This window comes from Spirosoma sp. KNUC1025, assembly GCF_045160025.1.
GTDB lineage: Bacteria > Bacteroidota > Bacteroidia > Cytophagales > Spirosomataceae > Spirosoma.
This window is the reverse complement of the sequence record NZ_CP087139.1, coordinates 2,673,050-2,696,759: the sequence shown is the minus strand read 5'-3', so window position 1 is coordinate 2,696,759 and position 23,710 is coordinate 2,673,050. Positions and strand designations below refer to the sequence as shown.

Genomic DNA, 23,710 nt, shown 5'->3' with positions numbered 1-23,710 from the left:
CGTAATGAACAATAGATAAGGCGTTCATTAAACAGAGTTCATTAACCATTATCTATTAAAAACGTAACGAACCAAACTGAAGATCGCATGAAGTATCTGAACCTTAGCCTCTTAAAAACAGCTCTGTTAAGTACAACGTTGGGTCTGACATTAATGGCTCGCGCCGAACGAACCCCCTCTCATTCATTACAACAGGACAGTATAAGCAGTAAAAAAGATACAATTATCGCTGTCACTACGGTTCCCGACAGTTTACTGCGCGAGCGCCTGGCAAAGCTTCAGAAAGACGTTCCGCTTACGTATCACAAAGCGGTCCAGTCGTACGTCGATTACTTCACCTTTCGCAAACCGAGCATTACCAAATTAATGCTCGAACGCATGTCGCTCTTCTTTCCGCTCTATGAGCGCATGCTGGCCGAATATGAACTCCCTGATGAATTAAAATACCTGTCAATCGTTGAGTCATCGCTAACGCCCCGCGCTGTTTCTCATTCAGGCGCTGGTGGTTTATGGCAGATTATGCCTGGCACCGGACGCGATCTAAAACTCTACCAGGACGATTTCATTGATGAACGGATGGACCCGGTCAAGGCTACCGAAGCCGCCTGCAAATACCTCCGTGATCTGTACGCAATCTTCGGCGATTGGGAGATGACGCTGGCTGCTTATAACTGCGGACCCGGCGCTGTTAAACGGGCCATGCGTCGGACAGGTGCCAGTACGTATTATACGCTTTATGACGCCTTGCCCAAAGAAACCCGTGGGTATGTACCTCAATTTGTTGCGTTTACCTATCTAATGCACTACGCGAACGATCACGGGATTTTCGCGGAGAAATATGAGCATCCCATCCCGATGGATACCATTCATATTACGGGGTATTTCAATCTGGAAACATTTGCCAGGCATAGTACTATGGCGTTGAGTGACCTGCAAAAAATGAATCCAGCCATCACAACGACGGTACTTCCAGCCTATACGAACCGATATCCTCTGCGGGTGCCGCGTCAGCAGTACGCTTTCTTCGCCCAAAATCGACGGGCTATTATGGATTCAGCCTGTCGGTTGCCAGTTAGCATGGAGCATGTGTTACTGGCTCATACGGAAGACATTCCCCGCAATGCCGACTCAATGAAAAACTGGGCTGCCTTAGGCAACAATCCGTTAGCGAACGTTAATCTGGAAGAAGCGCCTACGACAGAAACAGCATTGACGTCGGGTAAATTCAGCGGAAAATCGCCAAACCTGACGGCCCAGCTATCGGAAGCCGAATCGGCAGATGAACCCGAAGAAGATCTGGAAACAGTAGTCAAACGCAAACCGCAGAAGCAGGTTTATCTGGTGAAAAAGAAAGATAATCTGGCCGATATTGCTGACCGGTATGGCGTTGAGTTGTACGATTTAAAACGCTGGAATCACCTTCGCTCGACAACGATTCATCAGGGGCAACGCTTGATTATTCTAAAAGAGGTTGCCGAAACCCGAGCTGAGCAACTGGCTGATCAGGGAACGGCGAAACGGCACAAAAAAGCAGAAACTATTGCCCAAACCAGGCACTACAAACCTCGTTACCACCGCGTACAGGATGGCGATACACTCTGGAATATAGCGCAGCGTTACGACGGTTTAACAATTGATCGTCTCAAAAAAATGAATCATATCCGCAGCAATTCGCTCCGGTTAGGTCAGAAATTAATTGTCGGTTGATTTTACTCAGTACGTATTAACTGTTGTTTTAAAGCGACGTTACGTATTGTCTGAAACGTGAAACATCGAACCTAAAGCCCGCGATTTTACTAGAAAAAGTCGTGGGTTTTTCGTATATTTAAAGTTATATAACTGCCTTAAAAAGAAGCTTTTCCACTAACGAATGATTGCTTATCTAGACGGGATTTTGTCCTATAAAGAACCGACACATACTATCATCGATGTTCACGGGGTGGGCTATATGGTTCATATTTCTCTCCAAACCTATACTGTTCTTCCCGGCGGTGGCGAGCGGATCAAGCTCTTTATCCATCATCTGTTTCGTGAAGACTCTCAGGCGCTATACGGCTTCGCCAATGCCGATGAAAAATCGCTATTTCTGGATTTGATTGCTGTGTCGGGCGTAGGTCCAAACACGGCGCTAGGAATGCTCTCTGCCATGCAACCGGGCGATTTACGCCTGGCCATTCTGGGTGAGAATGTCCGTGCGGTTCAGGCCATTAAAGGAATCGGTGCCAAAACGGCGCAACGTATCATTCTGGAGCTGCGCGACAAAATGAAGCGCTCAGGCGTTGTTCCGAACGGACCTACTTACCGTCAACAGGCTGCCAATCCGGTTCGGGAGGAGTCATTAGCTGCGCTTGTGGCCCTGGGCTTTCCGAAGCCAACGGCCGAAAAGAGCGTAGACGATGCATTACGCGATGAACCGAATCTGACTGTTGAAGAGGTGATTCGGAAGGCGCTACGTTAAGCTATCGTAAAAAACGTGACCAGTTGATGAACTGGCCACGTTTTAGCTTGTGTAGTGAATGGAGAAAATAAAATCGATTGAACTAGTCAACCCCGGCCGCTTTTTTTGTTTTTGCTTTAGCTACTGCTTTTAGTTCTTTAGCCTCACTTTTCATCTCTTTCTTTTCAGCCTTTTCCATTTTCCGATCGGCTTTTGCCATTCTCGTTTTTGGATCCGAAACGCCAGCAATTTCCAGCCCTTTACCCGTTTTAGCATTCATTTTCAGCTCATTGGCTTTGGCCACTTTCTTTTCGGCTTTCATCTCCTTTTTAGCGGCTTTACCTTCCTGTACAGCCTGAGCAAAGCTCAGTTGCGCTCCCATTAGTAGTGTGCTGAGTGATGCAGCGATGATGAGTTTTTTCATAACAGTTACTGGTTTTGTTGTACCATCCCTTATTGGATAAGGGTCTCAGGTACGTTTAACAAGCCATTTTCCTGTTTGTTTAAGCCATTGTTACTCAAGCGTGTATCCTATAAAATCCGTAGAATTAAGTAGTTTTGACTAAGTAATTGATTCTGAGTAATAAGCATAAAAAAATAAAGCCTGACTAAAAAAAGTCAGGCACAAAATTAATTTAATGGTGTTCCCTTCAGATTAGTCTCCAGATACGTAGTGTACTGTTGAAATAAGAGCAGTTGAGTAGTCGGACTGTAGGCAACGCCATGCGCACCGGGCGGATAAATACGTAAGTCGGCATCCTTGCCGGCGTCTTCGAGTGCATTCATAAGCTGGAACGTATTGCGAACATGCACATTTTCGTCCATGGTCGAATGGGCAATAAACATTTTACCTGCCAGATTCCTGGCATAGGGCGATACGGCGCTTATCTTATATTTCTCGTCATTTTCGGGCAGTAAACCCATATAACGCTCGGTATAGATCGTATCATAAAGTCGCCAGTCCGTTACCGGCGCACCCACAAGCGACACTTTGAAAATACCGGGATGTGTCAGCATAGTATAGCTGCTCATATAGCCGCCGTAGCTATGTCCGCGAATGGCCATCCGAGCCCCATCAACCCACGGCTGTTTAGCCAGATAAGCCGCCGTTTCTACAAAATCCTGACTCTCGTACTTGCCTAGTTTTTCATAGACTATTTTTTCGAAATCGCGTCCATAGCCACCACTGCCCCGGTTGTTTACGCCAACTACGACGTACCCGGTTTGTGCCAGCCATTGATGCCAGCCCGAACTGGCAAAATCGTTGTAAACAGACTGAGAGCCCGGTCCACCATAAATATCCAGTACAATCGGGTACTTTTTGGCAGGGTCGAAATCAAGCGGTTTGATAATGGATATGTCGATTTTCTGACCATCAGAGGTTGTAAAGCTGGAAAGCTCTTTGGGCGCAAAAGCGTGGCTTCCGAGGTAGTCAGTTACCTGTTTATTCGTTTCCAGCGCCTTGATGAGCGATCCCTTCGTATCGCGCAATTCGACCTGGGTTGGTGTTTCCGTATTAGAATACCGATCAATAAAATACTGGCCATTCGGCGAAAAATTAATCGTATGACGGCCAGGTATCGTCGTCAGTCGACGCTTATTTTTACCGTCCAGATCTGCCACAAATAACTGGCGTTCCAGTGGGGAAGCTTCGGTCGACGTAAAATACACCTTCCGTGCTTTGGGGTCGATATGATGCACATACGTAACCTCCCACTTACCGCTGGTAACGGGGTTAAGTAACTTGCCAGTGTAATCATATCGGTAAAGATGGGAATACCCATCACGGTCCGATACCCAGTAAAATTCCTGAATACCTGCCGGGAAATAAATCAGGTGATTGATTCCAGCGAAGAAATCAAAGACATCGATCCAGGTACTGGACTTTTCTTCCATAATCTGTTTCGCCTGTCCGGTACGTCCATTCGCCATAAACAGGCGCAGGTGATTTTGCTTCCGATTCAGGTGCATCAGCGCCAGTTGCCCTTCCTGCGATGTCCAGTAAATGCGCGGAATATACCCTCCATCCAGATCAACTTTTATCCACTGCTTTGCACGATTAGCTACCTCAATCACACCAATACGTACGGTTGGGTTCGTATCGCCTACGCGTGGATAAGGCAACGAATCGAATTTTTCGTCAAAGCCCTTGTAATCAGTGAGCTTATACATGGGCACCTGCCGCTCATCGGATTGCCAGAAAGCAATGAATTTGCTGTCCGGCGACCATTCCCAAGCCTGCGCCAGGCCAAATTCTTCTTCATACACCCAACCGAAACGACCGTTTAGAAAAGCCGGTTTGGCATCGTCGGTAAACTGAGTTTCTTTCTGGGTGGCAAAATCAAACATGAACAGATTTCCGCCCCGCTCGTACCCGATTTTCTGACCATCAGGTGATAGCTCAGCGGTTTGCGCATCTTTTGCCACAACCTTCAGACTCTTGCTGGCTACGGAATAAACGTAATAATCCGAAATCCCGGAACGTCGGTACACCTGCCTGAAATTGGTTTGAAACAGAATATTCTTCGAGTCTTTCGACCATTGAAAGGATTCGTAAGCGAAGGGTTTTTCCGTGCCGGGAAACTTAAGCTGGCTACCATCAAACACGGTTTCTTCCTTTTGGTCTTTAGGCGTAAACGTTTTGATCGTGCTTTGCCCGTCAATAAAGGAGAATTTATTACCATCCTCAATCCAGTTCACACTACGTGGTCCTTGTGACCCATTTAGTTGTGCTCCCGAAAAAACGGCCTGCTGGAGGCTCGCATAGCGTTGTTTGGCCGATTGGGCACTAGCCAGATGGACAATCAGGAGGATACTGCCTAACAGCCATCCTGTTCGATTCGAGTTGATCATGAAGTGTATGGGACTTATCAAAGATTCAAATTTACTAAAAAATGGGATTACCCTATTTCGAACAAAACTATACCGGAGCGGTAGGCCATCGGGGCTTTTTATTCCTATATTTCCCATTGAATTAATTACTGTTTCATTTCTTCTACCAACTTTCACTGACTTATGAAACATAAGTACGTATTGGTTGGTCAGCGCATTCACCATCTATGGCTGCTCTGGCTAACCGTATTGCTTTGTACGACTGGCATGGCGCAAAGCAATCAATTTACACTGAACGGCCGCATTACAGATGCCAGCGGCCAGGGGCTTCCCGGCGTTACGGTACAGGTACTGGGCACTACGACCGGTACGGCTACAGATGCCAATGGAGATTATTCGTTCACAACAAACCTTACACCCGGTACGTACACGCTGAATTTTTCGGCAATAGGGTACAGCCCTTCTAAACAAACCGTAACATTAGGTAATGCGCAGAACGTAACGACCAGCACAACCCTGAAGGAAGATATTGCCAATCTGGATGAAGTTGTAGTAACGGGGTCAACGATTACTACCACCCGCCGTGAGCTGGGCAATGCGATCAGCAGTATCAAAGCGGCCGATCTGCAGCAAACGGGTTCAGCGGGCTTGCTCAATGCGTTGCAGGGTAAGGTCCCCGGCGCCCAGATTACCCAAAACTCCGGTGATCCGTCGGGCTCGATCTCGATTCGTTTACGTGGGGTAAAATCCCTTTCGGGTTCTTCGGACCCTCTTTATGTCATTGATGGAGTGATCGTCAGTAACCAGAGCGCCAACGTATCGCAGTTGGCCGTGGCGGACCAGATTGGGTCGGCCAACCCCGGCACCAACCGACTTGCGGATATTAATCCCAATGATATTGCCAGTATAAACGTAATCAATGGGGCTGCGGCAGCCGCTCAGTATGGGTCACGAGCCGCCAACGGCGTTGTGCTCATTACTACCAAGCGCGGTTCTACGGGTGCCCCCGTGTTACGTTCACGGCTTCGTTCAACGTCAACGAACTCCGGAAAAGCGTGCCCGTTAATCTGTACAACAAGACGTTTGGCAACACGCAGCAACGCCTTTTCCCGATTCAGACCTTCCCTTCCGACGCGTCGCAGCAGGCCGCTATTGCCCTGAATCCAGCCACAACATTTATCGACATTTTCCGGGATGGAACGGTCAATAAACTGCTGTCGAACGTAGTAGACAACGTACCACGCTACAACTATTTCGATCAGATTTTCCGAACAGGCTACGGCACCGACGATGCCATTTCTATTTCGGGCGGCCGCGACAATACCCAGTACTACGTATCGTTTGGCTACCTGAAAAATGAGGGCATTATCAAAGGGACTGACTTCACACGGTACAACCTCCGCGCCCGCATCGATCAACGCCTGACCAACTGGATTAAACTATCGGCAGGTTTGAGCTACGTAAACAGCTTTGCCAATGAAAAAGCCAATGGCAACGTATTCTACAGCCCGATGAACTCGGTCACTATCCTGAATAACATCTACGACATTACCAGGCGTGACGCATCGGGTAATTTACAGGCGGTAGAAGGACCTCGGGTTAACCCACTGTCAACCATTGAAGATATGCGCTTTACGCAGTCTGTCAACCGCACGATCAGCGACATCCAACTCAACCTGACGCCATTAAAAGGTCTCAGTGTCGACTATATCCTGGGGGTTGATACCTACGGGCAAGTTGGTCAGAACTACATACGGCCCTACCCTTACGTAGCCCAGGCATCGCTCGGCGCCAACCTCTACCCCGGCGGTTTTTCGGCAACGGGCAACAACACCGTACTGCAGCTCAATTCGGACCTGAATGTCAGCTACGAACGTCAGCTAACGTCACAGTTTAAGCTAAATGCGGTGGCTGGTTACAATTACCAGTTCTTCCGGTCCGATTACTCGACGTCACAGGGGCAGAACCTGGCGCCGTTTATCGAAACAGTACGGGGAGCCGCCAGCACGACAGTACTGGCCGACTACAGTCTGGATCGTTACAACCTGAGTGGCTATTTCGTACAGGCTACATTAGGCTACCAAAATCTGGCTTTCCTGACGGGGGCTATCCGGCGCGACCAATCGTCGAAATTTTCGCCTTCGGTAACCAACCAGTTCTATCCAAAAGTCAGTGGTTCGTTTGTGGTATCCGATCTTGGTTTCTGGAAAAATGCTACGTTCAACAAGGCCGTTAACAGCCTGAAATTACGGCTTAGTTATGGCGAAGCCGGTAACCTGTCGGGCGTCGGGTCATACAGCCGGTTCTATCAGTTCTCACCAGTGGCTTATCTGGGCAAGAATACACTGCTGCCGGGCTCGCAGCTGGCCAACCCACTAGTGCGCCCCGAACGCATGGCCGAACTTGAAGGGGGTGTTGATGTTTCGTTTTTGAACAACCGTATTGGTCTGGGCGTAACGGGTTATAATCAGCAGATTAAAGATCTGGTCGTCAACCGCGTACTGGCACCGTCATCGGGTGGGTCGAGTATTGTTAATAACGTCGGTACGATGGAAAACAAAGGATTGGAAATCGTGCTGGACGTAGTGCCCGTAAAAACAAAAGATTTTAGCTGGGATTTCACTGCTATTTTTAACCGAAACCGAAACAAGGTACTATCGTTGGGTAGTCCGGCTATTTCCATTCCGTCCCCTGCGGGTGCTCCCTATTTGCTACAGGGCCAACCTGCCAGTGTGTTTTACGGAACCGGTTACGCCCGCGATGACAGTGGTAATCTGATTCTGACCAGCAACGGCTTCCCTCAGTCTGAGCGGGCCAAGTCGCAGGCGGTTGGGTCAACTGCTTTCGAAAAAGCCCGCACACCCGAAGGTCAGCCCGACACGAAATTCCCGACGGCTAACATCGTTATTGCCAATCCGAATCCTAAATGGACAGGCTCGTTTACGACCAATCTGAGTTATAAGGCGCTGACGCTGCACGTGCTGATCGACATGGTTCAGGGTGTCGACGTATTCAATGCGGACCGACGGACCCGACAGGGGGTGGGTATGGGCGATTATGTTGAGAAAGAGCTTAGAGGGGAAATACCTCGTGGCTACATTTTCGGGATTTACAACACGGAAGAATGGCGCGTCGAAAGCGGCTCGTACACCAAACTGCGGGAAGTATCGCTGAGTTATACGCTGCCAAAGCTGATTAAATCAGTGAGCGGTATCAACGTATCGCTGATTGGCCGCAACCTTTACTCCTGGGACACCTACACCGGATTCGACCCCGAAACCAACGCGGGGGGCACAAATGACCTGCTTCGCGGCCTCGACTTCGGTAATGTTCCTATTCCACGCACGTATCAGGTTAAACTGTCGGCAACATTCTAAAACAGACAGAAAAGTCATGAAAAAAATTCTTATAACCTCCTTACTATCAGGACTGCTACTGACGCAGAATTCCTGTACGCAGGAATACCTGAACCCCAGCACAGCCAGCCAGCCACAGGTAGTTGGCTCGGCCGATGGGCTGATAACGGTTTGCAATAGCCTTCAGTACCGCTATTCGGTTGGCGGTGGCGGCAGTGTCCTTGGAAGCACCGTAGCGGCTGGTGGATTAACGACTGGCGAACTGATTGTACTCAATCAGGGAAACGGCGAAGAGTTCGCGCTGCAACAGGGGCAGGCCAACGTAACCAACACGAATGGTGTTGTGCGGACCATCTGGACACAATCACAGTTGTTGCGTGCCAACGCTGATTTAGTGCTGGCTAACACAGGAGTGGTGAGCGATGCCGGTACCAAAAGTGGTATCGTGGCCTATGCTTCAATTTTCCGTGCCCTGGCCTTGGGTACGCTGGCGCAATTTTTCCAGTCAGCACCTATCGTCACCCAGGAAAATTCGCCCTTTGTCGATCGCGCTCAACTGTTGAAAGAAGCCATCGCATCGCTCGAATCGGCAGCTACGCAGGTGGCTTCGGCGCCTGTATCCGCAAACTTTACCGGCAAAATCGTGCCGGGCATCGATATCCCCAATACGTTGCAAGCCTTAATTGCCCGCTATGCGCTGTTCGCTGGCGATTACGATAAAGCCCTAACGGCCGCTGCCAAGGTGGATCTTACCAAGAAATCGGTTTTTAATTTCGATGATAACTCCCGGAATCCTCTCTTTTTCTATGCGTTTGGTAACGTTAACGTAGTCGCTCCGACCAACGTTAATCTTGGGTTGTCGAGCGCTCTGGCCCCCTCAACTGCTGACAAACGTATTGCTTTCTATACGCAGACGGCTAACAGCAAAGCAAATCTTGGCACAGGGTTTTATACAGCGAACAATACCCCGATTCCGGTTTACCTGCCGGGCGAAATTCTGCTGATCCAGGCTGAAGCGTCGGCTCGCAAAGGTGATTTAGCCGGTGCGGTGACAGCTCTGAACAAGGTACTGACCAAAACGGCGGCAACAGATGTGTTTGGTCTGGGGGCAGCGCTTCCTGCCTATAGCGGTCCGCAAACGGCCGATGCTATTTTATTGGAAATTCTACGCAACCGTAACATTGAACTGGCTTACACGGGTGTCCGGCTCGAAGACAGCCGCCGGTTCGGACGGCCAGGGCCGGGCGTAGCTGGTTCAGAACGGACTCGTAATTTTTACCCGTATCCGCGCACCGAGCGTGACAATAACACAAGTACGCCAGCTACGGACCCGAGTTAATTAAATAAGGGAGAAAGAAGGAGGGAGAAGGGAGAAAAGGAATGATCGCTAAATCCTTTTCTCTTTCCTCCCTTTTCTCCTTTATAATTTCACAGGCATTCCGGTTCGGGTCGATTCGTAGATCGCCTGGAATAAAGCAACTACCTTACGTCCATCTTCGCCCGTCACCATCGGCGGGCGATTTTCACGTATCGCGTCTCTGAATTCAGCAATTTGCAAGCCGAAATAATACACCGTCGCGTCGATTGTTTTAAAGAATTCAGTGTCTTCCTCAACGAAATCAGCCAGTAGGCTTTCCTCGCCCGGCACTGTCCAGAGGTCATTCACCGGCGGATCTGTTATGGTCGACATACCGGCTATAAAGAGAGCGCCACCGTCGGTCTGTACGCCAACCGATGCCCCATTTTCGCCGTGTACGTGCACTTTCCCGAAAATGCCCGGTTTCTGGCTGTTGCTGACGATTACGTTGCCCAAACCCCCGTTTTTAAACTTAATAATGGCCAGCGCTGTATCGTCTACTTCAATGTAGGGATGATTCAGATTTCGCCAGACTCCGTATACTTCGTCGATTTCGCCCATAAACCAAAGCAGTAAATCAAGCTGGTGGGGTGACTGATTGACCAGCACCCCACCCCCTTCATCGGCCCACGTACCGCGCCAGGCATCGCTTTTGTAATACGCTTCGTCGCGCCAGCCAAGCATCTGAACCGTACCCAGAACGGGTTTGCCGATCTTTCCAGAGTCGATAGCCTGCCGGATGCGCATCGATGGCGCATAAAACCGACGCTGGCTAATTGTGCCAAGAAAGCGATTGTTACGTCGGGCCGCTTCAATCATGGCATCACAATCTTCGAGTGTAGAGGCCAACGGTTTCTCGATCAGTACGTGCGCGCCTGCGTCAAGAGCCGCTACGGTTGGCTCGCGGTGTGAAGGGTGAGTTGTACAGACCAGACACAGATCGACGTTCTCCCGATCTACCATATCGTAGATGTCGCTGTACGCTCTAATGTTATATTGATTGGCAAAATCCTCAGCTTTCTGATACGTCCGGCCATAAACGGCAACTAACTCGGTATCTGGAGTTTGCAAAACGGCCTTAGCGTGCAGATGCGCCACTTTGCCAGGGCCAATAATGGCGATACGAATCGGATTAGGCATAATGTATAGTTTAGTCAATAATTTCTGTTAAAATGCAGGGCATTCAACACCCTTATCTCAATGAAGCGAACTGTTCTTTTTCTACTGATTCTCTCAGCAACAATTAACATATTTGCCCAAAATAAATCGCTGCCAACGATCCGCACAAAGCTAAACCGCCTTGTACTCTATGTAAATGGAGAACGCGATGAGTTCAATGGTATCAATGAAATTTCTAAAACGTTTTCCTACGATTTCGCTCTCGAAAAACCTTCTGTTCCGTTTGCACTGGTTTCAGAAAAGGATTCAGTAGCGATGATGCTGACATATGGTGTTACCACTGATTTCCAGATAATCCGTGAAGGAAAAGGCGATACGGTACTGTGCCATTTCACCAGCCATAAACCCGTCAAAGCAGCTGTTTTCAATGAGGCTTATAAACAGGCAAATCAGGGCAAAACAATCGTTGAAATACCCGAAGTCTACGAGTTGATCAATGTGGTTTTCGCGCTAACCAAGTACGGAAAAACGGAAGCCATTTTCAAAGATACAGAGTATTATAAGGCCGTTATCAGGCATTTCCTGCCTTACAAAAATCACCGGGCCGTAGTCACCTTCGATTCGTTACTGGCGCGTTCGGAAGATTATTACCATAACTTAAAAATGGATAGTTACGCGTATCGGTTCGATGGCGACCACATTCAGAACGGTGGCGTTTACGATCGGGTAAGTTGGGGCGAGAACAACAACTTAATACCCTACGTACCAATGCTGGAGCAGTTTGCCCGGCAGTCTGATTTTCGGACATTCTTTCAGAAAAACGATCCGTATTACAAAAACCTCATCACTGATTTTCGGAAAAATGTGGATGTAGCCACCATGAAAGCCTGGCTGGAGAAGCAATTTCCGTCAACGTACTATTCGGCCATCAAAGTAATTTTTACGCCTTTGGTGGGCTGGAATCAGTCAGCCAATCGGTTTGAGGATAATGGGTTTACCGAAGCCCAAATGCACATCAATTTTCCATTTGTTAGTGCTTCACAGAAAAACCAGCCTCCAGCCATTACGCGTGGAGAGCGCATGAAAATTGCCTTTACCGAATTGAACCACAGCTATCTGAACCCCGAAGCGGATAAGTACGCTACGCAGGTTTCTACAGCCTTTCAGGACTTATCGAAATGGACAACACCAAATACGCCGTCAAGCTCATCCTATAACAACCCCTTGTCGTGTTTTGAGGAATACATGAATTATGCCCTGGTGACACTTCTTTTTCACGACTTATTCGATACGAAAACCTTTACGCTGCTGACAGCAAGGACAGAAAAAAGCATGACCACAAACCGTGGATTTCGGAAGTTTGGGGAATTCGATCAGGAGTTATTACGGCTGTATCAAAGCAGAAAGCCCGGCCAAACGGTTGCGGATTTATACCCTGCTATAATCGGCTGGGCCGCAAAGCAGTAATAGTTTTCCGGACCGTTTCCAACCAAATCCGGTGGAATAGGGTCACTGATTCAAAACACGAGAATCATGAAAAGCTGGCTGTTGTGCTTTTTGCTATTTGCAGGTCTAAGCAGTTGCCACAAAGACGATGACGTAACGAGTCCGACCGATTTGCTTTACCGGACATGGCAGATTACGGAGATACAGTATACTACCGGACAGCCAGTAAGCGTACCGCCAACGGAACCCTGGTCAATTGTTACGTTTAAGACAAATGGGACAATTCTGTATGGCACCGATGGAAAGTATTACGCCTGTTGTTCCCCCGCCCGATTCAAACGCAAAGGCACTACGCTGGATCTGACTGACGTTGAATCCATTGCTTTCCCTGAACGTAATCCCAACGACATGTGCGCGCTGGTCGACTGTGCGCCTATCGATAATGCCTGGCAGATTGACACATTGACTGATACTAAGCTGGTTATAAAGCAGTCGAGGGCTACAGTGGTTTACAAGACGTACCCATAAATGGAGAAACATGAAAAAGCTTTTCGGAGTCGTATTCCTGTTTTTTCTAACGGCAGCTTGCCGGAGCGACAACCCTGTTGATTCCGTTGATCTCCTGCATAATCGCTGGCATTTGTACCAAACCAGACGAATACAGGACGTAGCGTGGACAATTCAGGACACGGATGCGTACTACGATACAGAATATCGGCCTGATGGAACAGTCGTTTACCGCAAAAATGGGGCACAGATTGGCGGAAGCTGCTGCGCTCCTACTCGCTATAGCCGTCAGGGACTAACCATCAATTATTCCGCCTGGAATTTATGTGCAAATGCCTTTTGCGCAACACTTAAACAGGTAACGATCAGCCAGCTAACCGAAACGTTGCTCGAAGTAAATGACGGCTATATGATCAGCCAGTATGAACGGGTCGATTAGGGCTTCAAGACAACCTTAATTAGTCCTTTTTCTTTGTCGTACAGTCGTTTAAACCAGTCGGCCCCTTCTTCCAGCGGCACTTCAGCGCTTAAAATTGCTTCGACATTAATCCGCCCCGACGAAATCAGAGCCAGTGCCGCTTCGTATTCGCCATTGATCGCGCACGAACCCTGTAAACGCAATTGTCGGGTCACTACAGCCTGTAACGGAATCTCAACCGTTGGCGCCAAATTCCCGACCAACGTAACGGTCGCTCCTTTCCGAACACAGTCAATCGCCGTTTTTACGGTCGGGCCAGCGCCAACAACCTCGAACGATACGTCGGCTCCGCGACCGTGCGTGAGCGCCTGAACCTGCTTTGCTACGTCGCCACTACGTTGGTCCGGCGATCCGGCGTTGATGCTATGCGTAGCGCCGAGAGTTTTCGCTAATGCCAGCCGGTCATCATCCAGATCGATGGCTATGATAGCCCCGCAACCGGCCAATTTAAGCGCCTGAATGACGAACAACCCAATCATACCCGCCCCCACAACTACCGCCGAATCGTTGACCTGAATTGGTGTCAGGCTCAGCGCGTGCAAGGCCACAGCCACCGGCTCTACCAAAGCAGCCTGGGTAAACGTAACGTTATCAGGCACTGCATACAGAATGTGCTGCGGAACGGCTACAAACTCAGCAAATGCGCCCTGCCGTTTAAAATCCGGCGTCGAAACGCCAACAACTTCGCGCCCATCACTCAGGTTATATTGTCCCCGGCGGCTGTACCAATCGTCGAGAGAATACACTGTCGAGTCGAACGTAACACGGTCGCCGGTCGCCCAGTTTCGAACGTCAGCACCCACTTCAGCAATAATACCACTGGCTTCGTGCCCCATCACAACAGGTGGAATTCGCCGGCCACTGCTCCCATCCATACCGTGTACGTCGGAGCCGCAGATACCTACCGCCTGAACCCGTACCAACACCTCATTCGGCCGAATGGTTGGCTTGGGAAGATCCTGTAAATCGAAGTGATTGTATTCGGTTAAAACGAGGGCTTTCATATGTAGTCTGGACTTTCAGTCCGGGGGTTAGAGGTTATTAGTCTGACGGGCAAAAGGCCTGCCTTATGGTTTCTGATAAATTCGGATAAAAGCTTCTGTGGGTATCTGCTCGTAATTTCCCTGCTGCAGATGGGGGTTGATTTCATACGTAACAACATCATCCATCGAATCGGGCAATTCGCCGAATAACTTGGTAGACGCTGAAGCCGTGTATTTCTTTTTTACCCAAACCAGCCGCTGTTCAGGCTCCTTTCCCCAGGCTGGATTATCCCCTAAAATCAATTGAATTTTCGTCCAGTCGCTGAAAAAGTACTCCTGCAAGAGCGGAATAATCCGGTCACGAAACACAAGGCACAGCTCAGCCTGCGTTTCAATAGTCGTCAGGTATGCATGGCCAATCTGATGGTCGCGACCAAGCAGGTATTCAATACGTTCGTTCATCGTCCGCAGTAACTGCCCCAGGTCTATACCATCCAGAACGCCTAACACAGCAGGTTCGGGCATCATTTCCCGAAACGAAAACCGGCGACGTAGCGCAATGTCCAATAGGGCAATCGAGCGGTCGGTTGTGTTCATGGTTGCCACCACAAACAAATTCAGGGGTACGCCAAACCGCTCCTGCGAATAAGGCAGGGTTAACCAAAGTTCATTCGTAGCGCCAAGCCGCTTGTCGGTTTCAAGCAGGGTGATTAAATCCCCAAAGACGCTGGCTACATTGGCGCGGTTCACTTCGTCGATCAGCAGGTAATGCGCGGGCGCTTTCCGTAGCTTATGGTTCCGGTTTTCCGGCGAATCATTCAGGCAATCGGCCAGCGTAGCGTAGCCTGCCTGCTGTATGGCCGTCATACAGGCTTTATAAAAAATACCTTTCCGAATCCGATAACTAATCTGTCCATTAACAATTTCCGGGCGGATACCTTCCACAAACTCCTCGTAACTATACGAAGGATGAAAGGTAATCAGGCTCGCCTGTTTATCGCGCAGATACGGTTGCAGAGCGAAGGTTTTCCCCGTACCCGGCGGCCCAAACAAGATCAGATTATGGGGCTGGCGGGGCAATTCGGATTCCGGTTCATATCCCGCTCCTGGCTCTTCCACAGCATGGCCGTTCAGTACGCGTTCGCCCAGTGACGGGTCATCAGCCAAACGGATTAGCTCGCTCAGAAACGCTTCATCTTCAGCGGCCTGATACACATCGGTGTTATGCCGGGCAAGGTGTGGCCCGCGCTTGTTACTTTCGACAAGCTCAAGCAGGCAATCTTCCCAGCACGTACGTAGCGTCGGATTGTACAGCAAATGCACGTTCGACTGACCAATGATAATGGCCAGATAATCCGACTTTTCGGTGAGTGGTTCGGTTACCAGCTCCTCTATACTTTTCAGGCGGTCATAGCAGGATTTCTTGACCGTCAAATGGTATTCAACTTCACCCCGACGAGGCTTCTGAATACGTAGCGCCTGGAAAAAGTTAATATTCGCCGTAATCGACGCTTTATCCTGCCGAACGACAAAGGCCAGCCGGGCATCCCCATTGGGAAGATTGATAATGTCAATCAATTCTTTCAGCAAACCAAAGAAACGCCGAACCGATTCGGAGTGGCCGATCTCTCGAATACGTTCAATAAGGGCCTGCTGATGCGTATCGGCGATCACAGAAAAGGGAAATTGTCGTTTACGAAGTTACGATTTTTCCGTCGTTTTACAGTAAGCCAAAGGACTTTGGTCAGACGGATCGATCAAAATGCTTTGCAATAAGACGACGTAAACGGCTACTCTACTACTCATTATATTCGGAAATAAGTATTCAAATGGTCAAATGTAAGTCGGCCCAAGTTGAATCGTTTACTGTCGCCAGTACCATCTTTCAAAACACTACGCCCTATGTGAAAAGCTGTATAACTTCTGTGCTCTTTGAAAGTCTGTCAATCGATAAAGCAGACTTGTGAGCAATAACTTCACAATCAATGAATAGACAAGTTAGCAGTCCGAGTAAAATTTTATTCATGCACAATCAACTCTTCATTATTTAGTTCAATAAAACTATGCCTTTCGAATAAGGTATCGATTTGCACGATTGTTTGTCTAAACAAGTCGAGTAATTTTCTATTCTTGATATTACCCGTTGTCAGAAGCAACAAACGGGGCGGCTGCTTAAAAAGCAGATAACTATCTTGGAAATCAGAATCTTTAGTGACGACTATCCGACCGCTATTGCTAGCAATCTGACGAAGTACGGTGTCACTTGTTTCATCTTTATCTGGCAAATCATCAGTATGAATCACATCCTAACCTTTATTTCTTAGCACATCGACTAATAGATAAGGCAGTTGGGCATCAATCAAATAGGTCATACCAGCACCCGATGGATACTTTTGACCCGTGCCAGTCGGCTTGCATAGACCAGACATGCCCGAATATCATCTTCTTCTAAAGCAGGATAATCGGCTAAAATCTCTTCATGTGTCATGCCTGCTGACAGAAGATCCAGGATTAATTCGACCGGATAACGCCGATTACGAATCGTTGGCTTCCCGTGGCAGATGTCAGGATTCAGTGTAATCCGTTGAAGCAGGGTGTTTTCCATAAGTCTTTCTCAGTACAACGCTAAATTACGCCAAATAACTTCCGATGCTCACTACGTCGGCAAAGACACCGGAGGCCGTCACTTCAGCCCCGGCACCCGGTCCTTTTACGACCAGCGGACGATCTTTATAGCGTTCGGTCGTGAACGACACGATGTTATCGGCACCGGTTAGCTGGTAAAATGGGTGATCCATACCCACGGGTTTTAGACCGATTGTTGCTTTGTTGTTCTCAAAACTCGCTACAAACCGCAGTTTTTCACCCTTTGCTTCGGCCTCGCTCAGCAGCGCTTCGAAATACCCATTATTCAGCTCCAGCTCGTCAAAAAAAGCCGGAACCGATGGAGCAGCCTGGCAGGATTCTGGCAGTAAAGGCGTTATGGTAACATCTTCCGGTTCTAGCGGAAAACCGGCTTCACGAGCCAGAATCAGGATTTTTCGCGCTACGTCCAGACCACTTAAATCATCGCGGGGATCGGGTTCTGTATAGCCTTTTTCTTTGGCTTCGCGTACTACGTCGGCAAAAGAAGTGCCGGGTTTGAACGTATTGAAGATGTACGACAACGTACCCGATAAAATCGCTTCGATTTTCAGAAAACGATCACCGGCAGTCATCAATCCCTGTACCGTATTTATGATGGGTAAACCCGCCCCGACATTGGTTTCATAAAGGAATTTTACCCCCGATTCAGGGCTGTACGTTGCAAGCGCCGGTATTCGCTGTAGGGGCCGGAATTAGCTACTTTGTTTGGCGTAACCACCGAGATGTTGCCGTCGAGCAGCGACTCATAAAACTGCACAATGTCTTTATCGGATGTACAGTCGATAAAGACCGAGTTGGGAAGGTTGTAATCTTTGATCTTCTCGACAAAAGCGGGCAGTGAAGTCGTTACGCCTTCGGTTAGCAGCCGTTCGCGCCAGTCGTCAAGCGAGATACCCTGCGGATCGAGCAGCATCTTTTTGGTATTCGTCATGCCCACGACGCAAACCTTCAGCAGTTTCTCCGCACGCAGAAATTCGGCCTGATCGAAAATCTGTTTCAGCAGCGTTTTCCCGATTAGCCCTGTACCAACCAGATATAAGTTCAGCACCCGCGCTTCCGACTGGAAGAAGATGTTATGCAGTGAGTTAAGGGCTTTCGACAGGTTATTTTTGTTGATAACAACCGAGATATTTATCTCCGATGACCCCTGCGCTACAGCCACTACGTTGACCCCGTTTTTACCAAGCACCGAGAACAGCTTTCCGGCAATACCCGAGCTTTTTTTCATGCCCTCTCCTACCGTTGCAATGACCGACAAATCGCGCTCGATGGCGATGTTGTCGATATGGCCGTGCTCTATTTCAACGGCAAATTCAGCGTCCAGAATAGCCTTTACGTTTTCGGCACCGCGTGGATCGATGGCGAAACAGATGGAATGTTCAGAAGATGCCTGCGAAATCAGAATGACGCTGATCTTATGGGCGGCCAGTACGCCGAACAGTTTTGCCGACACACCCGCCACCCCGATCATACCCGAGCCCTGCACGTTTACCAGAGCGATATCGTCGATGCTCGAAATACCCGTAATGGTGTACTGACGCCGGTCGGCCGTGCGGCTAACGACGGTGCCGTTGTGCGTCGGGTTGAACGTATTCAGCACCCGGATGGGAATGTTTCGGGCAAAGGCTGGCTGTAGGCTTGGCGGATAAATCACTTTGGCACCAAAATGACTCAGTTCCATAGCCTCAGCATACGTAATGGTTGGAATATTGAACGCATTCGGAACCTTACGCGGGTCGGCCGTCATCATCCCGTTTACGTCGGTCCAGATGTCGATAATTTCCGCATTTAGAGCCGCCCCAATGATGCTTGCCGTATAATCCGAACCGCCCCGACCGAGGGTTGTAGTTTCATTTTTTTCGGTCGAACCGATAAAGCCGGTAATCAGCTGAAGATCGGTCGCTTTAGCAAAATGCTCCTGAATCAGTTGATTCGTCAGCGTATAATTCACCTCAGCATGACCAAACTGGGTGTCGGTTTTGATGAGCTTACGGGCATCGCAGTACTGCGCGGATATTCCCCGGCTTTTTACGCACTCGGTAATGACGGTTGTAGACAGCCGTTCGCCAAAGCTCGTAATCAGGTCGAGTGTTCGTGGCGTCAATTCGCGAATGAGCGACACACCCCGTAGCAGGTCTTCCAGTTCATTGATCGTTCCCCGAACGTTGGCAAACACCTTGCTTTGTTCTTTAATGGGAATCAGGGCTTTAACGACATTGAAGTGCCGGTCTTCAATTCGCCGGACCAGCTCCATATAATCCGTTTCGCCTGAAGTAGCCATCCGCCCAATTTCGATAAGCTGATTGGTAACGCCACCCATTGCCGAAAATACGACGGCAATCTGATCACCGTTCTGCCGGTGGTTTTCAATGATTTGGAGAACTGCTTTGATGCTCTCGACCGAGCCAACCGACGTACCGCCGAATTTAAGAACCTGCATTAGTGATGTGCGAATGAATAAATGAGTGAACGAGTGACGATCAAGGGTTTATGCACTCATTCGGAAATTTGTTAAGGTTGATGATGCGTAGAGAACCGCAAAGATAAGCGAAAGCCGTCAGCCGTTCTGTCAAAATACATAACTCATTGATTAGGTAGCTTCTGCAATGCTCAGGAAATAAATACCTTTACTCGTAACAGACCTCTCTTAATAACACCTTCGCTTCCCATGAAGACTCTTTTAGTTATAGTCACGCTTGCTCTTTTACAGCTGCAGGCCTGCGTTGCTACCAGTCAGCGACCTTATCCAAACTACAACGTTACGTATCAATCGTTCTACGATCAGTTGTCGCCCTATGGAATATGGGTCAACTATCCCGGCTATGGGTATGTGTGGGTGCCCCGACTTGGCCCTGGTTTCAGACCGTATGCCACAAATGGCCGGTGGGTTTATACTCTGAACGGATGGACCTGGGTATCGAATTATAGCTGGGGATGGGGACCGTTTCACTACGGTCGCTGGTTTTTAGACCCCCGGTTTGGCTGGGCCTGGATTCCCGGCAACCAGTGGGCACCGGCCTGGGTAACCTGGGGACAGAGCGGAAATTATTATGGCTGGGCGCCCATAGGCCCCAACATGAATATGAACGTATCGCCGAACATGATACCCGGCAACTATTGGACATTTGTACCCAATCAATACATCAACAGCCCGACCATCAACAACTATTACGTAAACAACAACACAACGGTTGTCAACAACGTCACGATCATCAATAACATCTACAGAGGATCGGATGGACGTAACCAGAGAGATGCATCAACGTATTTCAGAGGTCCTCAAATCCAGGATGTTGAGCGCGTCACCAGACAGCGGATTCGCCCTGTAACTATTCGTGATGCCGATAGACCAGGTGCAGCTAATAGTGGGCGTGACGCCGTAACCATTTATCGACCAGCGGTTAATGGCAATAGCAATGCCAATACACGTCCCGCTCGAATTGAGCCCGTAGACCCCTCCACGCCCGTAACGCGCCCCACGCCTGAGCTTCCTACTTCACCCGTTACGCGGCCCAATCCAGTAAACCCAACCCGACCCACACCGGAGCCGGAAATGCGCCCCAGACCCAGTATCGACCCACCCGTTACGCGGCCGTCAGTACCTGAACCTACAACGCGTCCAACCCCCGTACCCGGCACCCGCCCGACAACCCGGCCAGCGTTTCCGGGCTCAACCCGACCATCAGGTGAGCAGAGCAATCCGGTGAACCCAACCCGACCCATGCCGACGACACGCCCCGGCCAGTCGCAGCCTACTACCCGGCCCGGTCAGCAGACGCGGCCGTCTGTTGGCAGGCCACAGCCCGCTGAACAGCAGATTACTCCGCAGACACCTTCGCGCAGGGGGCCGAGATAGGTCGTAAAACACTCTACAACACAAACCACAACGACTAGATGGCCTTGCATACTTAGGCTATCTGGTCATTGTGGTTTATAAACCTGCCTGAGAGGCTATTACGTACATTTAATCCAATACGTTACCCGGCCTGGGGTATGGCCGATTCATGAGTCAGTTGCCAGGCCGTTCCGATCGCTAACGCATCTTCAGCTAATGCCACCAGCGGATCGGGCAGGTCTTTCTCATGCGTCAGCCATTGACGCAGGTAGAAAAAAGCGAATGTACCGGCAGCCGCGCCAATTGCCCCGAAAACTGCCCCATACTCAGCAGGCTGCCCATCGGCTTCGGTCAGCGCAGCGCCCGACAGAGCCCCCGATCCTATTCGTCCCCACAACTGAGGCTGTGCGGTACGGTCGGGCGTATTCGGAAGTTTGTCGCCAATCAATTCGCCACCGGCCATTATGCCCAAAATTGTTGTGGCCCTGGGCGACGCCAGAAAATGAAGCCTGGAATCTGACGGTAGGCTTGTCGTTGAATGCGAGAGTTTATAGCTGACAAGGGCGGGAGCCGTCATACTACGCATTCCGGCCACCAGACCAATCTGGAAAGCTTTGAGAGCGGTGCGAAACATAGAATTTCTTTCGTTGAGTACAGCCTTTGAACTACTGACAACCCGGTTTGTTTCAGGTTACTACTTCCTAAACAAGTGTGTAGATCACAATAGCTTCATACGCGGCTGGTAGCACACAGAGTATTTCGATAATGAGCTATTGGTGCGTAAAGGCCAGACTGATCGCAGAGAGACGAGGACACGCCGGAATTTTATCCATTGCTTAGGAGCATTTTTTGTCAGGCTGACAAAAAATAAAGAAAATCGGCAGATTAGTGTAAACCGTAAGAATAGGTGTTAATGATTTAGTCATTTATCTATACTATAATCCTAATATTCAGGCAACTTATAAAGTTGGCTTACCCTGTTAGTTAAAAATTTCCATTTTTTTTCAAAAACGGAAATCCAAACCTGGCTGATCTTCGTAAATGCATGAGGCATTTAACAGACGACGCGTTTTATTTCCCTGAAAAGAAAGTGGCAGTGCGTATAATCCAACTATTGATATTGTGAGGCCAGCAATGGCATGTTCCATAAAAGCTCTAATAGGGAGGCCGGGAAACCGGCAGGGTGATGCGAAAGGCATCGGAGATTTTCTCCGGTGCCTTTTTTATGGTGCTTTCTCGAACGGCAGTTTTTTTGTTGCTTGCATCCTGATCCGCTCAAACTGGCGGCTAATTCCATGAAGTTTGTTCGCCTTTTCCTGAAAATATTGTTAGGGCTCGTTGTGTTCATTCTGCTCTTTCTGGCCGTCAGTCTGGCTCCGGTCGATGATACGCCCTATCAGCAAATGCCATATTACCAGCACACAAAGCAACGTTTGGCGCAACTTTCGGCTCCGCCTGCGCCCCAGATGGCCATACGGGCGGGCTGGGCTAAAGAGAGCATTACGCCCACGTTCACAACAGCTACGGGTGGGTATGGAGCCCGCCGTGGTAAACACTGGCACGTCATTAGCGACTCGATTTTTGCCCGTGCTATTGTCCTCGATAATGGCACAACCAAAGTAGCGGTTGTGGGTCTTGATCTGCTCATTACGCCCCCTACCGTCGTAGAAGCCCTGAAAAAACGCCTGCCGGAAGTGGGTTTACGCTGGGAGAATGTGTACACGGGCGCTATTCATTCGCACAATAGCATGGGCGGCTGGGCGCCCGGACTGGTCGGTCAGTTGATTGCTGGTGGTTACGAAGAGAAAATTGTGACGCTTATTACCGAAGGGGTACTTAAGGCCATTCGTAAGGCACAAGCTAACGTAGCGCCTGTAACGGTTGGCTACGGTCAGGCTGATGCAAGTGATCATATCTATAATCGAATTGGCTTTTCCGGGCCAACAGGTCCCCTCGACGGGATGATCCGGGTTCTGAAATTACAAAAATCCGCGCGGCCCGGCTCTGCTGACGAATCGGCGCTACTCTGTTCATTTTCGGGCCATGCCACCCTCTTTGAGGACGACAAATGGAATTACCTCAGCCGCGATTACCCCGGTTCGCTGGTTGACCGGCTGGAAAAGAAAGCCGCCAGCTTTGCGGTGTTTATGGCGGGGGCCGTTGGCAGTACTGGCCCGGAAGCTCGTGGCAAAACCGATTTTCAGGAAGTCCGCAATTATGCAGGCGACCTCGCACTACGTATCGAACAAACCGTACCGCAAATCCAGACGAAACCCGACAGTACACTGGAAATTCTAACGCTGCCCCTGGAACTGCGTGAACCTCATCCGCGTGTTATTGGCAACTGGCGCGTACGGCCGTGGCTGTTTTATGCCATTTATGGGGATTACCCATCCGACCTAAAAGGAGTGCGTATTGGCAAAACGGTGCTAATCGGCACACCCTGCGATTTTTCGGGTGAGCTATCAACCGACTTACAGCCGCTGGCCGCGAAAAAAGGCCTAAATCTGATGATTACCAGCTTCGACGGCGGCTATATTGGCTACGTAACGCCCGACAAATATTATAACCGTACGACCTACGAAACCCGCGATATGAACTGGTTTGGTCCTTACAATGGCGATTATTTCAAAGAGATGATGGCGGGATTGCTGAATAAATTATAATCGGAAGTTTGCGACAAACTTTATGCATGAAAGTGAGTTGATGTACGT

The 23,710-nt window shown here is 49.4% G+C and carries 18 protein-coding genes and 1 pseudogene; 10 read left to right on the top strand and 9 right to left on the bottom strand.

The genetic code is table 11. From position 1 onward, the window contains the following. Positions 1–87 precede the first annotated feature (87 nt). Both LN737_RS11675 and ruvA read left to right on the top strand, forming a co-directional pair. Entirely contained in the window at positions 88–1,707 is a 1,620-nt protein-coding gene (locus LN737_RS11675; protein WP_405519012.1) for a lytic transglycosylase domain-containing protein, read from the top strand. A gap of 163 nt (positions 1,708–1,870) precedes the next feature. Beyond that, positions 1,871–2,458: a Holliday junction branch migration protein RuvA gene (gene ruvA / locus LN737_RS11670; RefSeq protein ID WP_405519010.1), complete on the top strand. Its 588-nt coding sequence runs from the start codon at positions 1,871–1,873 to the stop codon at positions 2,456–2,458. An 82-nt stretch (positions 2,459–2,540) separates the two neighbouring features. Here ruvA and LN737_RS11665 read toward each other — a convergent pair whose 3' ends face one another. After that, the gene (locus LN737_RS11665) at positions 2,541–2,861 is read right to left on the bottom strand and encodes a hypothetical protein (protein ID WP_405519008.1); all 321 of its coding nucleotides are present in this window, start codon (positions 2,859–2,861) and stop codon (positions 2,541–2,543) included. 206 nt (positions 2,862–3,067) lie between these two features. After that, complete coding sequence (locus LN737_RS11660; protein WP_405519006.1) at positions 3,068–5,290, bottom strand: S9 family peptidase; 2,223 nt, start codon at positions 5,288–5,290, stop codon at positions 3,068–3,070. A 162-nt stretch (positions 5,291–5,452) separates the two neighbouring features. Here LN737_RS11660 and LN737_RS11655 point away from each other — a divergent pair, with 162 nt between their 5' ends. From LN737_RS11655 to LN737_RS11645, 3 genes are read left to right on the top strand one after another with little or no spacing between them, the layout of a single operon-like run. After that, the gene (locus LN737_RS11655) at positions 5,453–6,430 is read left to right on the top strand and encodes a carboxypeptidase-like regulatory domain-containing protein (RefSeq protein ID WP_405519004.1); all 978 of its coding nucleotides are present in this window, start codon (positions 5,453–5,455) and stop codon (positions 6,428–6,430) included. Then, positions 6,325–8,646: a SusC/RagA family TonB-linked outer membrane protein gene (locus LN737_RS11650; RefSeq protein ID WP_405519003.1), complete on the top strand. Its 2,322-nt coding sequence runs from the start codon at positions 6,325–6,327 to the stop codon at positions 8,644–8,646. The genes LN737_RS11655 and LN737_RS11650 overlap by 106 nt, the downstream gene beginning before the upstream one ends. 16 nt (positions 8,647–8,662) lie before the next feature. Next, positions 8,663–9,964 (top strand): RagB/SusD family nutrient uptake outer membrane protein, encoded by a 1,302-nt coding sequence (locus LN737_RS11645; RefSeq protein WP_405519001.1) that lies wholly within the window; start codon positions 8,663–8,665, stop codon positions 9,962–9,964. Between the two features lie 81 nt (positions 9,965–10,045). On the opposite strand, the gene LN737_RS11640 is transcribed toward LN737_RS11645, so the two are convergent. Beyond that, positions 10,046–11,122: a Gfo/Idh/MocA family protein gene (locus LN737_RS11640; RefSeq protein WP_405518999.1), complete on the bottom strand. Its 1,077-nt coding sequence runs from the start codon at positions 11,120–11,122 to the stop codon at positions 10,046–10,048. A 60-nt stretch (positions 11,123–11,182) separates the two neighbouring features. Here LN737_RS11640 and LN737_RS11635 point away from each other — a divergent pair, with 60 nt between their 5' ends. The 3 genes from LN737_RS11635 (at position 11,183) to LN737_RS11625 (ending at position 13,493) form a co-directional block, all read left to right on the top strand. Next, the gene (locus LN737_RS11635) at positions 11,183–12,568 is read left to right on the top strand and encodes a DUF4932 domain-containing protein (protein ID WP_405518997.1); all 1,386 of its coding nucleotides are present in this window, start codon (positions 11,183–11,185) and stop codon (positions 12,566–12,568) included. 66 nt (positions 12,569–12,634) lie between these two features. Continuing rightward, a complete protein-coding gene (locus LN737_RS11630; protein ID WP_405518995.1) occupies positions 12,635–13,075 on the top strand; it encodes a hypothetical protein in 441 nt (146 codons plus the stop codon). Positions 13,076–13,085: 10 nt separating this feature from the next. Continuing rightward, the gene (locus tag LN737_RS11625; protein ID WP_405518993.1) at positions 13,086–13,493 is read left to right on the top strand and encodes a hypothetical protein; all 408 of its coding nucleotides are present in this window, start codon (positions 13,086–13,088) and stop codon (positions 13,491–13,493) included. Here LN737_RS11625 and LN737_RS11620 read toward each other — a convergent pair. The 5 genes and pseudogenes from LN737_RS11620 to thrA form a co-directional block, all read right to left on the bottom strand. Beyond that, positions 13,490–14,536, bottom strand: a complete 1,047-nt coding sequence (locus LN737_RS11620; RefSeq protein WP_405518991.1) for a galactitol-1-phosphate 5-dehydrogenase — start codon at positions 14,534–14,536, stop codon at positions 13,490–13,492. The genes LN737_RS11625 and LN737_RS11620 overlap by 4 nt on opposite strands. A gap of 63 nt (positions 14,537–14,599) precedes the next feature. Continuing rightward, on the bottom strand, positions 14,600–16,189 hold the full coding sequence (locus LN737_RS11615) for an McrB family protein (RefSeq protein ID WP_405518989.1): 1,590 nt from the start codon (positions 16,187–16,189) through the stop codon (positions 14,600–14,602). 344 nt (positions 16,190–16,533) lie between these two features. Then, positions 16,534–16,818 (bottom strand): DUF5615 family PIN-like protein, encoded by a 285-nt coding sequence (locus LN737_RS11610; protein ID WP_405518987.1) that lies wholly within the window; start codon positions 16,816–16,818, stop codon positions 16,534–16,536. A gap of 65 nt (positions 16,819–16,883) precedes the next feature. Further along, complete coding sequence (locus tag LN737_RS11605; protein WP_405518985.1) at positions 16,884–17,120, bottom strand: DUF433 domain-containing protein; 237 nt, start codon at positions 17,118–17,120, stop codon at positions 16,884–16,886. A 25-nt stretch (positions 17,121–17,145) separates the two neighbouring features. After that, positions 17,146–19,601, bottom strand: a pseudogene (thrA, locus tag LN737_RS11600) (bifunctional aspartate kinase/homoserine dehydrogenase I). A 228-nt stretch (positions 19,602–19,829) separates the two neighbouring features. On the opposite strand from thrA, the gene LN737_RS11595 reads away from it, so the two are divergent. Next, the gene (locus tag LN737_RS11595) at positions 19,830–21,017 is read left to right on the top strand and encodes a DUF6600 domain-containing protein (protein ID WP_405518984.1); all 1,188 of its coding nucleotides are present in this window, start codon (positions 19,830–19,832) and stop codon (positions 21,015–21,017) included. Positions 21,018–21,138: 121 nt separating this feature from the next. On the opposite strand, the gene LN737_RS11590 is transcribed toward LN737_RS11595, so the two are convergent. Next, a complete protein-coding gene (locus LN737_RS11590) occupies positions 21,139–21,630 on the bottom strand; it encodes a DUF4126 family protein (RefSeq protein ID WP_405518982.1) in 492 nt (163 codons plus the stop codon). Between the two features lie 661 nt (positions 21,631–22,291). On the opposite strand from LN737_RS11590, the gene LN737_RS11585 reads away from it, so the two are divergent. Further along, entirely contained in the window at positions 22,292–23,662 is a 1,371-nt protein-coding gene (locus tag LN737_RS11585; protein WP_405518980.1) for a neutral/alkaline non-lysosomal ceramidase N-terminal domain-containing protein, read from the top strand. Positions 23,663–23,710 lie beyond the last annotated feature (48 nt).

Excerpts from the sequence above, each read along its gene's own strand:
- LN737_RS11675 (WP_405519012.1), top strand. The coding sequence starts at position 88 with ATGAAGTATCTGAACCTTAGCCTCTTAAAAACAGCTCTGTTAAGTACA.
- ruvA (WP_405519010.1), top strand. The coding sequence starts at position 1,871 with ATGATTGCTTATCTAGACGGGATTTTGTCCTATAAAGAACCGACACAT.
- LN737_RS11665 (WP_405519008.1), bottom strand. The coding sequence starts at position 2,861 with ATGAAAAAACTCATCATCGCTGCATCACTCAGCACACTACTAATGGGA.
- LN737_RS11660 (WP_405519006.1), bottom strand. The coding sequence starts at position 5,290 with ATGATCAACTCGAATCGAACAGGATGGCTGTTAGGCAGTATCCTCCTG.
- LN737_RS11655 (WP_405519004.1), top strand. The coding sequence starts at position 5,453 with ATGAAACATAAGTACGTATTGGTTGGTCAGCGCATTCACCATCTATGG.
- LN737_RS11645 (WP_405519001.1), top strand. The coding sequence starts at position 8,663 with ATGAAAAAAATTCTTATAACCTCCTTACTATCAGGACTGCTACTGACG.
- LN737_RS11640 (WP_405518999.1), bottom strand. The coding sequence starts at position 11,122 with ATGCCTAATCCGATTCGTATCGCCATTATTGGCCCTGGCAAAGTGGCG.
- LN737_RS11635 (WP_405518997.1), top strand. The coding sequence starts at position 11,183 with ATGAAGCGAACTGTTCTTTTTCTACTGATTCTCTCAGCAACAATTAAC.
- LN737_RS11630 (WP_405518995.1), top strand. The coding sequence starts at position 12,635 with ATGAAAAGCTGGCTGTTGTGCTTTTTGCTATTTGCAGGTCTAAGCAGT.
- LN737_RS11625 (WP_405518993.1), top strand. The coding sequence starts at position 13,086 with ATGAAAAAGCTTTTCGGAGTCGTATTCCTGTTTTTTCTAACGGCAGCT.
- LN737_RS11620 (WP_405518991.1), bottom strand. The coding sequence starts at position 14,536 with ATGAAAGCCCTCGTTTTAACCGAATACAATCACTTCGATTTACAGGAT.
- LN737_RS11605 (WP_405518985.1), bottom strand. The coding sequence starts at position 17,120 with ATGGAAAACACCCTGCTTCAACGGATTACACTGAATCCTGACATCTGC.
- LN737_RS11595 (WP_405518984.1), top strand. The coding sequence starts at position 19,830 with ATGAAGACTCTTTTAGTTATAGTCACGCTTGCTCTTTTACAGCTGCAG.
- LN737_RS11590 (WP_405518982.1), bottom strand. The coding sequence starts at position 21,630 with ATGTTTCGCACCGCTCTCAAAGCTTTCCAGATTGGTCTGGTGGCCGGA.
- LN737_RS11585 (WP_405518980.1), top strand. The coding sequence starts at position 22,292 with ATGAAGTTTGTTCGCCTTTTCCTGAAAATATTGTTAGGGCTCGTTGTG.